The sequence below is a fragment of the Nitrosopumilus sp. Nsub genome, from assembly GCF_001541925.1.
In the GTDB taxonomy this organism is placed as follows: Archaea; Thermoproteota; Nitrososphaeria; order Nitrososphaerales; family Nitrosopumilaceae; genus Nitrosopumilus.
Genome location: NZ_LQMW01000017.1, coordinates 132044 through 146652, shown reverse-complemented (window position 1 = coordinate 146652; position 14609 = coordinate 132044). Strand labels below are relative to the sequence as shown.

The window sequence follows — 14609 nt, the reverse complement described above, 5'->3', positions numbered from 1 at the left end:
TTAACAATTCTCATAATGTCTGATCCCTCTAAATCTAAACTAAAGATTAGTGAGATTATTGTTAAAGGAACTATTATGGCTACTATTCTTACAGTTCCATCATTAATTGCCTTTTTAATTACCTGGACTGTTCTTGATAATTTGATTAATGCTGCAATTGTGGGTGGAATTGTACATTTTATTGCAATGGGATTCAGTTTAAAAATTTCAAAAAAAATATTAATTAAAAAATAATCTTTTGACTCATATTTTATGTACTTGTATTTTCTCTAGAAATTATGGATTCCTCAAAACTTGAAAATGATTTAATTTCTGAAATTAAACTAACGCCTATTCAGGCTAAAATTTTCTTGTTAGTTACTTGGTATGGAAAAATGTCTTCTTCGCAAATTGCAGAGAGATTAAAAATTTCATCTGATTCTGCTAAAAAAACTGCAACAGAACTAATGGGACTAGGTGCTTTTATTGATATTACTGAAACTGAATTTGAAGCAATGCATCCACGATTTACTGCAGTTAACATGTATAGAAAAATGTGTGAACGAGAAAATATTGAATTTAAACGAAACAAAATTGTTGATAATATAGGAGTAATTTTAGAACGTCCTTACGATGATGCAAGGACTAAATAATACTAATAATTTGTGAACAATGTTGAGTGACCCTAAAACTGTAGATAAACCTGAAGAAGAAAAAGTAAAAGCTCCAGCGGTTTACAAATGTTGTGACAATCCTCAGATTACTTACTATGGTGTAGTGAATCTCAACATAAATGAAAGAACTATTGGTTCTGTTGATGTTTGGAGATGTGGTGTTTGTAAGAAAATTTTCTGTGAAGAAAAGCAGCTTGGAATTGAAGAGCTCACTGATATTGTGGGAATGCCAAGAATTGATTCTGATGCAAAATGGGCAGTTTGTGTAAGTAAATTACAACAAGGTAAGGATAGATGGAAATTAGTAAAATTAAAAGAAAATGGAACAATAAAGTTTGAAACTGTTGATGAGGAAATCATAACATTAAAAATTGAAAATTTCAAAATTGAGGATGATCAACATTGGAGCTTTTTGATTGAAGATAATGTTAACAAAGCTATAGAGATTTAGAACAGAATATGGAACTTAAAGTTCACATAAATAATATACACGGTAGTCAAATGGCTGCAAAAATAACAGGTCATTTTACTTTAGATGATAATGAGTTTCGTTTTACTGCTATAGCATTTGGAAGGATTGGTGGACAAAATATTGGAGCAAAATTATCGCAAACCACTGAAACTGAACTAAAAAAATTAGGTTATGATGTAGATGAGGTAATAATGAAATTACAACAAAATCTACTTCAAGGAGATATGACAGTTCCAGAAGGACTAAAGAAAGAATCTTTTGTGGATGATTAGAATTCTGCTTCTTCTAATGCTTTAGCACATGAACAACTTCTTGTTTTTGGAATTTCTTCAATTAATTTTGTCAAAATTTTCTTTGTAGTTTCAACATTTTTTCCAAGTGTTTCAAGGACTTCTTTTGCTGTAACTGGTTTATCTGCCCATACATCATAATCTGTTACTGTAGAAATTGATGCATAACAAATTTGAGCTTCTCTTGCAAGTTGACATTCTGGAACTAATGTCATTCCAATTATATCTGAACCTGTTGTTCTATAAAATTTAGATTCTGCTCTAGTTGAAAAACGTGGACCTTCAATGCATACATATGTACAATCTTTATGGATTCCGATATTTTCTTCATCTGTTACTTTGAGAATTGATGATTGTAATTCTGGACAAAATGGATCTGCAACTGAAATATGAATAACTCTGCCGTCTTCAGAAAATGAACCATCTCTTGATTTTGTAAAATCTAAAAATTGTGATGGTAAAACTACATGGCCTGGTTCTAATTCTTCTTTTAAACTACCTACAGCTGATGGTGCAATAATTCTTGTAATTCCTAATTCTTTGAATGCCCAGATATTTGCTTTGAAATTAATCATATGTGGTGGAATGGTATGTTTTTTTCCATGTCTTGGAAGAAATGCAATTTTTTTTCCTTTGAAAACACCCACTGTGATTGTATCTGACGGTTTTCCATACGGCGTATCTATATCAATTTCTTGTGGATTTTCAAGTAATCCTGAATCATAAATTCCGGTTCCACCAAAAATTCCAATTTCTACATCTTTTTCCATTAATACTTCACCAATGATTTACAATTGTACTTGCTTAGTCCTTTTATTCCGTTTAATTCTGTTAACTCAATTATGAATGCAAATCCTGTGATTTCTCCACCCACTTTTTCAATTAGTTTTCCTGCTGCTTTTGCTGTGCCTCCAGTAGCTAGTAAATCATCACAAATTATCACTCTTTGACCTTTTTCAAGAATGTCTTTTTGAATTTCAATAGTGTCTTTTCCATATTCAATTGTATAAGATAATTTTGCAGTTTTTCCAGGAAGCTTTCCTGCTTTTCTAACCATTACTATGCCTTTATTGTATCTTAATGCCAAAATTGTTGCTAAAAGAAATCCTCTTGATTCAATTCCTGCAAATACGTCTACATTTTTTGGATGAAAATGCTTTGCAAATTCATCTGCAATTTGTGATAATGATGATGGATCCTTTAGAACTGGGCTAAAATCTCTAAATAAAATCCCTTTTTTTGGAAAATTGGGATATTCTGCAATTTTATCTTTAAGATTCATATCAATTGCTAAATTCACTAAAATAAAAATTGTTTTATTCTATCTCAAACGTTTTTTCTACTGTGATTTTTGAATCATTTACACTGATGACATATGTTCCAGGAACTATGTCTTTAGGAAATGTCCAAAGAATTTCACATTTGAAGTCTGTGGTTGGTGTACAAGAAAGACTTTCTCCTACCTGACTATCATTTTTATCTAAAATTTGTATTGTAACTGATGTTTTTTGACTAGTTGTAATTCCAAATTTGATACTTTCTCCAAATCCTGGAATTTCTATTGTGTCTCCCACATCTATTATGATTCCCTCTTCTTGTGTTAAAATTACTTCAAATTCACTTTTATCTAAGTTTGATCCACTATTGACATTAATTTTCCATGTTCCTGAAATTGCGTTATTTGGAATTTTAAATTCTTCTACTTTGAATGTTCCATCACTATTTGATGGAATTTCTATTTTCTTTATTTCTACTCCATTAGGATCTACTAATGCTGCGTTCAATAGCACATTTGGATTAGTTGAACCAATTAATAGAATTCTTTCTCCTTGTTCATATTCTAATTGTGTCGTTTGTGCCTCAATAGGACCTGAACCTAATTGTAAGCCTACAGAGAATTTTTCACTACTTTGAGCATTGCCTTTTTGAGCAACTGCTGTATAAATTCCAGATCCATACCCTCCCAATTCTAATGTGTAGGTAGCACGGCCATCTTCTTGTAATTTGATTTCTATATCTTCTCCAATGATTGCTCCTGATGGATTAATTATCATAATTTTCAACACTTCTGATGGTTTTCCTAATAGGGAGATAATTGCATTTTCTGATGACTTGTAATTTGTTTTATCAAATTCAATATTTACTGGAATTGATGGCATTTCTCCATATCCAACATAAATGAATTCTTTGACTTTATTTTGAGTGGCAATTAATGTCCATGTACCTTCTAAATCATCGTTTTCTGTTGTTTGATACTCAAATTCTACAAATCCTGATTCTCCAACACTAATAATATCTGATGTTATTTCTTTCCCTAAATTATTTTCTAATACTAATTCGATTAATTGATTTGGTGTTGCTGTTCCGTTAAATTTGATTATGCTACCTGGATCAAACATTATTTCCGCTGGGGTTAGCAAAATTGTTTTATCTGTTTCAATTGTCCAATATTTTAGATTTTGATTTTTTCCATCTGAAGTTATAATGGTGTATTTTCCAAATGGAGCATCAAATGGAATATTAATTGTTTTATCTAATTTCCAATTTCCTGTACCATCAACTTTTTCTGTTCTGCTGTTAATGATATTTTGTTGCGGATCCTTTATTTCTATAATTACGGCACTACCTGGTGAGGCTGTTCCAAATAATTCTAAATTATCTCCTCTATGAACTACTTTGCCTATTCCGTTAATGGTAATTTTTACATCATCTATCTTTTCAATTCTATTTTGACTATCTCCTAATCTTAAACTAACAATTTTTTCTTCACCTTGATTGTTTTTTACCTTAAATTCTATTCTATCTTCCGAAATATTATTTGGAATTTTCATAGTAGTTATGAACTTTCCATTATTGTCCGTCTCAAAATTTCCAATTTTGTTACTGTCGATATAAAACTCAAAAAGTTGAGATGCTCCAAAATTTTCGCCTACTACTCTAATTGTTGAACCTGCATTTGGTTTATCTGGTATTATTCTAAATTCTGATTTTGAAAATATCTCTCCATCATTATCTATGACGTTTTTACTTGGTTCGATGTTTGGATTTTGATCAACTTTTTGAATTTTTGTTGTACTGATTACTCCTGTACCTACGACTGAATTTGTTTTATCTAATCCCTTCCAATTAATGACTGGGTTTGGTTTATCTGTTTTAATTCCAAATTTTACTGATTGGTTTTCTTTAATTGATTCTGATGATGAAAAAACTATTACTCCTTGTGAATTTTTTTCACCAACCCATCCTTTCTCTGTTTTAAAAGATTCAAACTTTGCATCTTGACTTAGCCAAATTCTAAATGTTTTGATCTCTTTTGTCCCATCGTTTGTGAATGTAATAATTGATGTCTTTTCTACTCCCATACTTTTTACATTAATTTCTTCAGCATATCCGTTTGATGGAACTAAAATTAATGAAACTGAAAATAATAGGATCACTGAAAGTAAAATCCCTTTATTTGAAGATTTTTTCACATTAATCATTTTTTTCATATTTAATTTAAACTCCATTTTAATTTAGTATTTCTCATCATTATTCTTCGTTTAACCCTTCTTTCTTTGAAATTTTTCAAGATCTGGTTTAGTTACTGTATTTTGATATTGTCTAATCCTTTCTGCAATTAATCTGTACAATGATCTAAATTGGTCTTTTGTTTTATCTGATAAGAAATTGGTTTCTTCTAATGTTATCTTTTCACAAATGTATCTGGTAATTTCTTCATTGTTAAATTCACCCCAATCGTCATCACTATGTTCTTGCCAAACTCTTCTTAATTTTTCTAAAATACCCTTGGAATCTTTAGAATCAATACTTTCTGGTGTAAGATTTGAGTATCCTTCTTGCCTTAATTTAATTTCATATGTTTGATTTACTGCATGGAGATAATCTTCAACTACAACATAATCTTCAATTGATTCCATTTTTTTACCATCTCTTTCAAAAAATATTGTTTGAACTGCAGAAAATTGATTTGATTCTAATTGTGCAGATATTTGTTTTGATTCTTCTGTATTATCCAATAAAACAAATGTTTTGTATCCATGATTTCTATAAAATATGGCCAATGGTAAAACTGAATTTTTATTAAATGCTGCAATTACGTTTAATGGATTCATGGAAATATTTGGATCCTGTAAAAATTTGTCAAATGAATTCAAATACATGGAATCTGACATTGTTTCTACAATGATAACTGGTCTGGAATTTGTTCCAATTTCTCTATCTACGATTGCTTCTACTTGACCTCTACACAATCCATACAAGATAGGCGTTAATGTTTTGTCATCTGCATTCCAATAATCATAGAAAATTCTACTAAGATGTTTTCTTTTATCTAATTCCACAACTAATAGATTTCCTGGTGTATAATCAAATATCATAAATGGTGAGTGAGTTGCATATAGAACTTGATTAGAGCCTGCCAAATTTTTCAATAAATCTGAAATTCCCATCTGTTGTGTTGGGTGTAGGTTTCTTGCTGGTTCATCCAAAAGTAAAATTGCTTCTTTAAGTTCTGAACGTTGTGTTTCAGCTGCAAAATTTACAATAAATGAAAATGTCCATTTGAAACCTTCTGCACGTCTATTTAGTAAACCTGTGTTTGTTATTGTTCCATCTTTGTGAACATCTGAAATTACAACACTCATAATGTTTCCTGGATTGTATCTTAAATCAACATGAATAGGATCTCCTTTCCATGCTGGATTTAATTTCTTAGTTAATCTGTTACTTGCAGTATTAAGTAATTTGATACATTTTGATGGTTGTTCTTTTACTTCATCTAATTCATTCATGTCTAATTCTGCTAAATAAAACAAATTTCTTACAGTTTCAGCTTTATCAAATTCCTCAATAAATTCAATTGAATCTTGTTTTTGTTCATTTTCTTTTCTTAGGTATTCGTTTAGATTGATATTCCCGTAAATTTTCTTATAATCTGAAAAGTATACAAACCTTGGATGTAATTCTGAATAAATAAAATTCTTTAATGCAACTTTTTGACTTTCACCACTGAGAAGGTTTGAAAATTGATTTTCTGGTTTATGATAAATTTTTTCCCATTCTTCAAGAATTTTTGATTCTTCAATTGCTATTACATGTAATTCATTACTGAACTCTGCCATTCCACTATCAAATGATTCTTGATTTTTTGGAACTTGTTCTTCAAATAATTTTGTATTAATTTGAATTCTTATGTGATTTGGTAATGTATCTAAAAATTCAAGAATTTCTTTTGTAAAGTTTTCCCATGAATTTAGTCCCTCATCATCAACATCACTAATTTCTGTCTCTTCAAAATCATATTGGACTTTGGGGTTTCTATTTGTTCTAAATAACTTGATTTTTTTGATTTCTGGTAATTCTGGAAATTTTTCTTTGAGTATTTCTATTTCATATTCATTTAATTCAAATTCTCCTTCAGCTAATCTGATCTCTTCTTTAAGCTCTTCAGTCATTTCATCACAAAGATCTAATTCTGAGATTTTTTCGTCTCTGTTTAACAATGTCAATGCTTGCAAAATGGTTGTTTTCCCACTCTCATTTCGTCCTACAAATGCTGCTAAGTCCCCTACCGTAATCTCACCAGAATCATGAATACATCGGTATGCTCGAACTCTGAATTTTCTAAGTCGCACATGCAATATCTACACGGATACGATTTAACTTATTCGTCACAATCTAGTCCTAGCCTCAATTTTTGCTAAATAGATATAAGGGAATTGCCTAGTTTAGTACAAAATGGTCTCCTCAAAGCAAATGATTGTGTTTGTTTTACCTGTAATTTTCTCAATTGTGTTTGGATCTGCAGTAATGGCTGATACTCTTCAAAAACCTGATAGAGAATTGAATATGTGGCCTATGACTTTCTCTGGTGAGTCTTCTCACGGAAAACCTTCTCATGATTCAGATATTGAAATTATTGGATTATCTAATCATTACACTGTTTTAGAACCTGTTCAAATTCAAGTAAAAATTAATGATTCTTCTATAAGTTGTGGCGATTTGTATATCACAATTTATACTTCTGGAAGTGCTGATGTGGTGACACAAGGTGGTTATTTCAATCAATGTGTAAAAGATGGTAAAATGTTTCCAAATAATGACGCCTTTTCAAAAGTAATTGATTCTCCTGGTTCTTACAAGATTGTTGCAGATATTGTTACTACTGATTTGACAAATCTTTCCACTACTGGAACATTTACTGTTAAATAGGAATGAATTATTCAAAGAATAGTAGTAAATTGAATTTAGAAATGGTGATTATATGACAAAATTAGATGAAGCAAAAAAAATTAAAGCAGAAATTGAAGAATTAAAAAAGAAAACAAAAATTCTTGAGGCAAAACCAGCTAAAAAAGTAACAAAGAAAGCTGAGGCAAAACCAGCTAAAAAAGTAACAAAGAAAGCTGAGGCAAAACCAGCTAAAAAAGTAACAAAGAAAGCTGAGGCAAAACCAGCTAAAAAAGTAACAAAGAAAGCTGAGGCAAAACCTGAAAAGCCCAAGAAACTAACTAAAAAAGAATTAGAAGAAGAAAAAAAAGCAGCTGAAAGAACTGTTGAAGAAGAATTAGAAGAACAATTAACTGAAGAAGAAATTGAAAATTTCCAAATTGAAAAAGTCGACATGGAAAGATTGACAAATAAAATTTATGATGTTTTAGCTGAACGAGAATCTGATGGTATGCTTCAAAGTGAATTGTGGAAAAAATTGAAACTTTCAAGTCGTGATGGTTCTAGATTGTCATTGAAACTTGAAAGAATGGGTACAGTCAATAGGGAAAAACTTCTTGAAAACGATCGTTGGACATACAAATTAATTTTAAAGAAAACTCCTATCAGTACTCAATCAATTGAAAATTCTCCTTGTTTAGTTTGTACTGTTGAACAAAAGTGTTCTTTAGATGGTGAAATTAGTCCAAAAACATGTCAATTAATTGAAGATTGGGTACTAGCTGAATACAAAAAACCATCGAAGGCTAAAAAATGAAATTAGCAGATGCACGAAAAGATCATTATCGTAGATTAGCTCATGAACAAGGGTTTAGAGCTAGATCTGCATACAAGTTAAAAGAATTAAATCAGTCTTATCGATTAATTGGTCCTGGATTTTATGTATTGGATCTTGGTTGTGCTCCCGGTGGTTGGACTCAAGTTGCTGTAAAATTAGTTGGAAATCAAGGAAAAGTTATGGGAGTTGATTTATCATATGTTGAAGAAATTCCAGGTGCTCATATTGTTAGAGATAACATTGAAAATGAATCTCTAGTTGATGATGTTTTATCTTATTTTGGGCGTAAAGTAGGTGCTGTGATTTGTGATCTTTCACCAAAAGTTACTGGTAATTGGTCCGTTGATCATGCTAGACAAATTTCTTTAAATTATGATTGTACCAAAATCATGGATAAAGTTTTAGCTCATAAAGGAAACGCGGTTTTCAAAGTTTTTGATGGTGAATATTCTTTAGAATTTAGAGATTATGTTAAGAAAAAATTTGCAAGAATCAATTTAACAAAACCTGATGCAAGTAGAAAACAAAGCAGTGAATTATACTGTGTTTGTATGGGTTTCACTGGTTGAATTAAAAATTTTAATTATTTCATTAATATTTGCATTTGTTCGAAATCCTGTTGGATTAAAAGATGTAACACTTGATGTAAATCCATTTTCTTTTAAATTTGATATGATTTTTTCTAATTTTGGTGGGGATGTTTTTATTTTCTTAGCAATTTCATCTAATGTAAAATAAAATCCTGGCATCTCTGTTTCTTCTAAGCATTTGTGAATAGTTTTTTCACATGATTTTTGTATTTTCAACTTTGAACTCTCTTCAATCATATTCTTAACAAATTCTTTATCAAATATTTTTCCTATCCATAATGGGCCTGCAATACTGTTTTTTGATTTACATAAATCACATTCTTGTTGTTGTTCAACAACAGTTTTTCTATGGCCGCAATTTTTACAATGTAAGACATATCCAATATTTTCTTCTTGATCTGTTCGGTTCAAAATTCTAGTATATGTTCGATAATAATGCATTTCACTTTCAACAAACATTGGAATCATTGTTACTCCTAATCTTGCAGCAACTGATCTGAGACATCCTAAAATCAATCTGATGGCCATCTCGTTTCCGTATTCAACTCTAATTGGAGTTCCGCCGTATTTTCTCTTACACGCTCCTTGAAAAAGGCCGTTAAGTACCTGAAGATCTGTTGCAGCTGTTGATAATATTCCTCCGTGCATGGTTGCCCTAACCCCACAATCAAAAAAGGCTGCAGGTGAACCAAATGGATCAATATCTACTATTGAACCTCGATTTCCTTTTCTTGAGTGTTCATTTAGGAACACACATGCTTCTTTTTCAGAAAATTTAATGTTGTTTAAATTATTTAGAATGGATGATTTTTTTGCAATTTCTAAGGCAGTTGGATTAAGATCATTTATTTTCATTTCTTCTATTTCTAATTCATTTGCAACACGTAACCCTCTTGCACCTACTCCTGACAATGACTCCAAGAAAATTTTTGGACCTTCAAATTTTTTTAAAAACGCTGCATATGCAATTATTGAAAAATCTCTATTTGTTTTTGCTTTTGGATTGAAAAATGCTGGTTTGATTGGCGGTACTTTTTCTGTCAATGATTTTTTTGGAACTAATAATTTTGTATCTCCTTCTATAATTTCTTGAAATGATTCCTTTGTCTCACTCATTTCTTTTTCTAATTTTTAATAACGTATAACGGTTTAATACTTGTATTTTAAGACAGAATTTGTGCAAATATGTGGGATTGATGATGCTGGACGTGGTTCTATGTTGGGACCTTTAGTAATTGCTGGAATTTCTTTAGAAAAAAAAAATTTGCGAAAATTAACTGCACTTGGTGTGAAAGATTCAAAAAAATTATCTTCAAAATCTCGAAAGATTCTCTATAAAAAAATAATTGAAATTGTTGATGATTATTACATCACAAAAATCCCTCCCCGTTCAATTGATGCAAGTGTGAAAAAACATCTTTTGAATTATTTGGAAGCAAAATACATGGCAAAAGTAGTTTCAAAATTAGATGCTGATGCCTCATATGTTGATTCTTGTGATGTAAAACCTCTGAGATTTGGGAAAGAAATTTCTTTACTTTCTGATGGTCACAAAATTAAATCATATCATCATGCTGATAGTAGATTTGTTGTGGTATCTGCTGCATCAATTTTAGCAAAAGTAACTAGAGATAAGGCTATTGAAAAATTAAATAAATCTCATAATCTTGGTAGTGGTTATCCTTCTGATTCAACTACTGTTAAATTTGTGACAAAATACTACAAGAAAAATCATATCATGCCAGTTTTTGTGCGTAAAAGTTGGAAACCTGTACAAAAAATTATGGGTAAAAATTAATTTTTATACCTAGCAATTACCATCGCATGATCTTTATCATATGGATGCAAATCTATTGATTCTAAAATTTCAAACTTCTCTCTCAATTTCTCTATCTCTTCTTCAACGATTTTTTTTGGTGCTTTTGTTACATCTATACTTCTGGTTTTAATCACTAGAAAGAATAATCCTTCTTTTTTTAGAAACATGTCACAATTATCTATTGCAATTTTTGTTTGATCTGGTTGTGCTATGTCTACATACACTACATCTACTTTTCCAAATACTGAAAAATATTCTTTAGGTTTTCTTGCATCTTGAAGAATTGGAATGATGTTTGTTCTATATGATGCTACTCTGTCTAAGAAATCCCTTGCAACTCTACTTGCATGTTCAACTGCAAAAACAATTCCGGTTGGACCTACAATGTCTGAAATATGACTAACAGTTGTTCCAGTTGAAGCTCCTAAGTACAATACCTTACTATTATTTTTAAATGGGAAATTTTCTAATCTATTCATTATTGATGCTGCTAATTTGCTTCTGAAAGGATCCCATAATCTATACTCAATTCCTTTTTTGATAATTAATTTTTCCTTGTATACTTGATTTCCTGGAACTAAATTTTCAGTAGAAATTTTTTGCTCTCCTTCTGATTTGATCCAAAAATATGATTGATTATCTTCTTCCAAACTTCTTTCTCTTTTTACTTGAATTTCTATCTTCTCTTCTTCTATCATCAAATCTTCCACCTTCTCTTCTTCGTTCACCATAATTTCTTCTTTCATCTCTTCTTCCACCTTCTCTTCTTCCACCTTCTCTTCTTCCACCTTCTCTTCTTCCATCATCAAATCTTCCACCTTGTGGTTTGAATTGTTGAGGTGTTCTGATGTCTTTTTCAGTTGGATTTTCATATTTTTTGCCTATCTCATCGACTCTTACATTTAGTTTCTCAAGTAATGTTTGATTCAATCCTTCTCCATACACATCTACTCTTGCTGCAATCACTGCTTTTGCTGCAACTGCTCTTGCAATTTTTCCTCTTTGCCATCTTGGAGCTGCATGCACCATTGCATGTTGGAATAATAATCCGTGTTTAGGTGGTTGTGAACCTGTTTTTAATGATCTGAATAATGCTTTTTCTGCTCCTAATACTTGAATTGTACTTGCAGGAAGTGATGCCATTCTTTTTAGACTTCCTGCTCTTCCCAAAATCCTTGCACCAACTGCAGTACCAAGAATAGCTGAAAGATTAGGTGCAATTTCTTGCATTTCTGATTCCACATGTTCTTCCAACTTTTTACGTAATTCATGAAAATCTAAAATTTGTTTTGCAATTGATTGAACTATTGCTAAATTAATATCTGAAATGTCTCCTCCTCTACTTTTTGATAAGATTAATGATAGCATATCGACTTTAGATTCTGGAAAACCTGCCTCTTCAAAAACTTGTTTTGACAATGATTCTCTTTTTCCTGCCATTACAATTTGTGCATATCCGTTGATACTGTCTATCATATTATCTAATTCTGGAAAATGTAATCCATACCATTCTCTAAGTCTTGAACTTAATCCATTTGCAATTTTATCAATTTCATCTAATGAATTAATTGCTTGAATGATATGTAAATCTGGACTTTCTGAAACTTCAGTAACTTTTGATGATGAAAACCCTAATGCAAATTCTCTTAATTTTCCTAACGTATCTTGAAGATTTGATGCAAATCCTGAATCTACAATAATCTGTGGTTTTGTTGACTGGATTTTTTCTAATTCTACTTCATCCATCATATGACAATCAATAGAGAATTTTTTTAAAATTGCAAGTAATGATTCATCACTTACAGAAACACCTCTTTGAATTTTTGCTAGATAATTAATTAGTTCATTTGGTTTTGCTTCTTTATTTTTTATTGCAAGATATTCTTTAACAGAATTTGAAAATGGAAATGCTTTATCTACTTGTCCATCATTGAAAATGGAAATTCCTAACTCTGTTAAAATTACAGAATACATGACTAGTTGAACCTAAATCACCTTTAAAAAAGGTACTAGATCCTCAAATCAACTATTATATTCGAATCTACGTTCAATTATCAGGATGGAACCCAGTCTTGTCACCTCTATAGGTAAAATTGAACTTGAAAAGCCAGCCATGCTTGCATCTGGAATTTTAGGTATTTCTTTAGATGTTTTTAATCGACTTTATCGCTCAGGTGCAGGAGCTGTAGTAACAAAATCTTTGAGTAATGAGCCTTGGGAAGGTTATCCAAACCCTACTATTTTTAGCGTAAATGGTGGCGGGTGGATGAATGCTGTGGGATTATCCAATCCTGGAGCATCAAATTTTGCTAAAATGATTGAACCAAATGCAGACGTTCCCATTATGGTAAGTTTAGTTGGTTCAATTCCTGAAGATTTTGCAAAAATGGTTAATGAATTCCAAAATTGTAATGTTACTGCATTTGAACTGAATTTATCTTGTCCTCATGTGGCCAAAGTTGGATTAGAAGTTGGTGATGATCCTGAATTAGTTAAACAAATTGTTACAACTGTAAAAAATTCTACTAATATTCCTGTAATTGCAAAAGTTGGTTTAGGAACTACTCATTACCTTAATACTGTAAAAACTGCAATTGATTCTGGAATTGATGCTATAACTGCAATCAATACGGTTAGAGCAATGGCAATAGATGTTGAAACCCAACGCCCAATTCTTAGTAATAAATTTGGAGGATTATCTGGTACTCCAATCAAACCTATTGCATTACGATGTGTTTATGAAATTTCTTCAAAATACGATATCCCAATAATTGGATGTGGTGGAATTTCTACTTGGGAAGATGCAATTGAATTTTTCTTAGCTGGTGCTTCCGCAATTCAACTCGGCAGTGCAATTGGAGATAATTGGATAACTGTTTTTGATGATATCAATAAAGGAATACTTCAATATATGAAAAAGAAAAACTATTCAACAATTAATGAGATGGTGGGACTTGCAAAGAAATTTTAATCATACAACGATTCTCACAATTGAAAAAGTAGTAGATGAAACGCCTACTGTTCGAACTTTGTATTTTTCAGATGATGTTATGTCTAATGTTTTACCTGGTCAATTTGCAATGGTTTGGATTCCTGGAATTAATGAATTACCAATGAGTGTAATGATTTCTAAAGAAACTGGAAAAGCAGCATTTACTGTTAGAAAACATGGTCAGGCATCCACAGGACTTTTCAACATTAAGTCGGGTGAAAAAATTGGAGTTCGTGGACCTTATGGAAATGCTTTTGATGTTAAAGAAGGAAATCTTTTGTTAGTAGGAGGTGGAACTGGATTAGTTCCTATGATGAGATTATTAACACATGTTAAACCAACTGATAATGTAACATTGTTGATTGGAGCAAAATCAAAAGATGAAGTTTTCTTTGAAACATTAGCAAATGAACTATTAAAAAATAATCCTCACAAAGTGATTGTCTGTACTGATGATGGAAGTTATGGTGAAAAAGGATTTGTAACTGATGTGGTAGAAAAATTAGTTAACGAATCTCACTTTGATGGTGTGTATACTTGTGGTCCAGAAAAAATGATGTACAAAACTGTTCAATCTGCCCATTCTAAAGGCATTTTTGTTCAAGCAAGTCTTGAACGAATGATGAAATGTGGTGTTGGGATTTGTGGAAGTTGTTGTGTGGGTGAGGATCTTGCCTGTAAAGATGGAACTATATTTGATGGAACTCATCTGTCTCAAAACAAAGAATTTGGTTATACGCACAGAAATAAGGCTGGAATTCTTGAAGATTATTGATTTTTTCGA

General features: G+C 31.2%; 17 protein-coding genes. 10 read left to right on the top strand and 7 right to left on the bottom strand.

Annotation, left to right across the window (positions count from 1 at the left end; genetic code table 11):
• Positions 1-15 precede the first annotated feature (15 nt).
• The 4 genes from AW732_RS04020 (at position 16) to AW732_RS04005 (ending at position 1397) form a co-directional block, all read left to right on the top strand.
• Positions 16-234 carry a hypothetical protein gene (locus AW732_RS04020; RefSeq protein ID WP_067958828.1) on the top strand — a complete coding sequence of 73 codons (219 nt, stop codon included), beginning with the start codon at positions 16-18 and terminating at the stop codon, positions 232-234.
• A gap of 44 nt (positions 235-278) precedes the next feature.
• Positions 279-632: a MarR family transcriptional regulator gene (locus AW732_RS04015; protein WP_067958826.1), complete on the top strand. Its 354-nt coding sequence runs from the start codon at positions 279-281 to the stop codon at positions 630-632.
• A 106-nt stretch (positions 633-738) separates the two neighbouring features.
• A complete protein-coding gene (locus tag AW732_RS04010) occupies positions 739-1104 on the top strand; it encodes a hypothetical protein (RefSeq protein WP_067959075.1) in 366 nt (121 codons plus the stop codon).
• A gap of 8 nt (positions 1105-1112) precedes the next feature.
• A complete protein-coding gene (locus AW732_RS04005) occupies positions 1113-1397 on the top strand; it encodes a hypothetical protein (protein ID WP_067958824.1) in 285 nt (94 codons plus the stop codon).
• On the opposite strand, the gene AW732_RS04000 is transcribed toward AW732_RS04005, so the two are convergent.
• From AW732_RS04000 to AW732_RS03985, 4 genes are read right to left on the bottom strand one after another with little or no spacing between them, the layout of a single operon-like run.
• Positions 1394-2185 (bottom strand): S-methyl-5'-thioadenosine phosphorylase, encoded by a 792-nt coding sequence (locus AW732_RS04000; protein WP_067958821.1) that lies wholly within the window; start codon positions 2183-2185, stop codon positions 1394-1396. The two genes, AW732_RS04005 and AW732_RS04000, sit on opposite strands and share 4 nt — an antisense overlap.
• Entirely contained in the window at positions 2185-2697 is a 513-nt protein-coding gene (locus AW732_RS03995; protein WP_067959073.1) for an adenine phosphoribosyltransferase, read from the bottom strand. The genes AW732_RS04000 and AW732_RS03995 overlap by 1 nt, the downstream gene beginning before the upstream one ends.
• Positions 2698-2731: 34 nt before the next feature.
• Positions 2732-4906 (bottom strand): biofilm-associated protein, encoded by a 2175-nt coding sequence (locus tag AW732_RS03990; protein WP_253805557.1) that lies wholly within the window; start codon positions 4904-4906, stop codon positions 2732-2734.
• Positions 4907-4957: 51 nt separating this feature from the next.
• Positions 4958-7051: an AAA family ATPase gene (locus AW732_RS03985; RefSeq protein WP_067959068.1), complete on the bottom strand. Its 2094-nt coding sequence runs from the start codon at positions 7049-7051 to the stop codon at positions 4958-4960.
• Between the two features lie 103 nt (positions 7052-7154).
• Between AW732_RS03985 and AW732_RS03980 the strand changes: the two genes are divergently transcribed.
• Genes AW732_RS03980 through AW732_RS03970 form a run of 3 tightly spaced genes read left to right on the top strand, consistent with a single transcriptional unit; the run spans position 7155 to position 8993 of the window.
• Positions 7155-7628 (top strand): hypothetical protein, encoded by a 474-nt coding sequence (locus AW732_RS03980; RefSeq protein WP_067958818.1) that lies wholly within the window; start codon positions 7155-7157, stop codon positions 7626-7628.
• Between the two features lie 52 nt (positions 7629-7680).
• Positions 7681-8403, top strand: a complete 723-nt coding sequence (locus AW732_RS03975; protein WP_067958815.1) for a transcriptional regulator — start codon at positions 7681-7683, stop codon at positions 8401-8403.
• Positions 8400-8993: an RlmE family RNA methyltransferase gene (locus tag AW732_RS03970; protein ID WP_067958812.1), complete on the top strand. Its 594-nt coding sequence runs from the start codon at positions 8400-8402 to the stop codon at positions 8991-8993. Before AW732_RS03975 ends, AW732_RS03970 begins: the two co-directional genes overlap by 4 nt.
• Here AW732_RS03970 and AW732_RS03965 read toward each other — a convergent pair.
• Complete coding sequence (locus AW732_RS03965; protein WP_067958810.1) at positions 8961-10130, bottom strand: tRNA (guanine-N1)-methyltransferase; 1170 nt, start codon at positions 10128-10130, stop codon at positions 8961-8963. The two genes, AW732_RS03970 and AW732_RS03965, sit on opposite strands and share 33 nt — an antisense overlap.
• Positions 10131-10191: 61 nt before the next feature.
• Between AW732_RS03965 and rnhB the strand changes: the two genes are divergently transcribed.
• Positions 10192-10812 (top strand): ribonuclease HII, encoded by a 621-nt coding sequence (gene rnhB / locus AW732_RS03960; protein ID WP_067958808.1) that lies wholly within the window; start codon positions 10192-10194, stop codon positions 10810-10812.
• Here the strand turns inward: rnhB and AW732_RS03955 are convergent.
• Together AW732_RS03955 and AW732_RS03950 are read right to left on the bottom strand one after the other, a co-directional pair.
• On the bottom strand, positions 10809-11531 hold the full coding sequence (locus AW732_RS03955) for a fibrillarin-like rRNA/tRNA 2'-O-methyltransferase (RefSeq protein ID WP_082697409.1): 723 nt from the start codon (positions 11529-11531) through the stop codon (positions 10809-10811). The two genes, rnhB and AW732_RS03955, sit on opposite strands and share 4 nt — an antisense overlap.
• Positions 11470-12807: a ribonucleotide-diphosphate reductase subunit beta gene (locus tag AW732_RS03950; protein WP_067958806.1), complete on the bottom strand. Its 1338-nt coding sequence runs from the start codon at positions 12805-12807 to the stop codon at positions 11470-11472. Before AW732_RS03950 ends, AW732_RS03955 begins: the two co-directional genes overlap by 62 nt.
• An 85-nt stretch (positions 12808-12892) precedes the next feature.
• Here AW732_RS03950 and AW732_RS03945 point away from each other — a divergent pair, with 85 nt between their 5' ends.
• Positions 12893-13804 carry a dihydroorotate dehydrogenase gene (locus AW732_RS03945; protein WP_067958805.1) on the top strand — a complete coding sequence of 304 codons (912 nt, stop codon included), beginning with the start codon at positions 12893-12895 and terminating at the stop codon, positions 13802-13804.
• A complete protein-coding gene (locus tag AW732_RS03940; protein WP_067958802.1) occupies positions 13788-14600 on the top strand; it encodes a dihydroorotate dehydrogenase electron transfer subunit in 813 nt (270 codons plus the stop codon). The genes AW732_RS03945 and AW732_RS03940 overlap by 17 nt, the downstream gene beginning before the upstream one ends.
• The last annotated feature ends 9 nt before the right edge of the window (positions 14601-14609 follow it).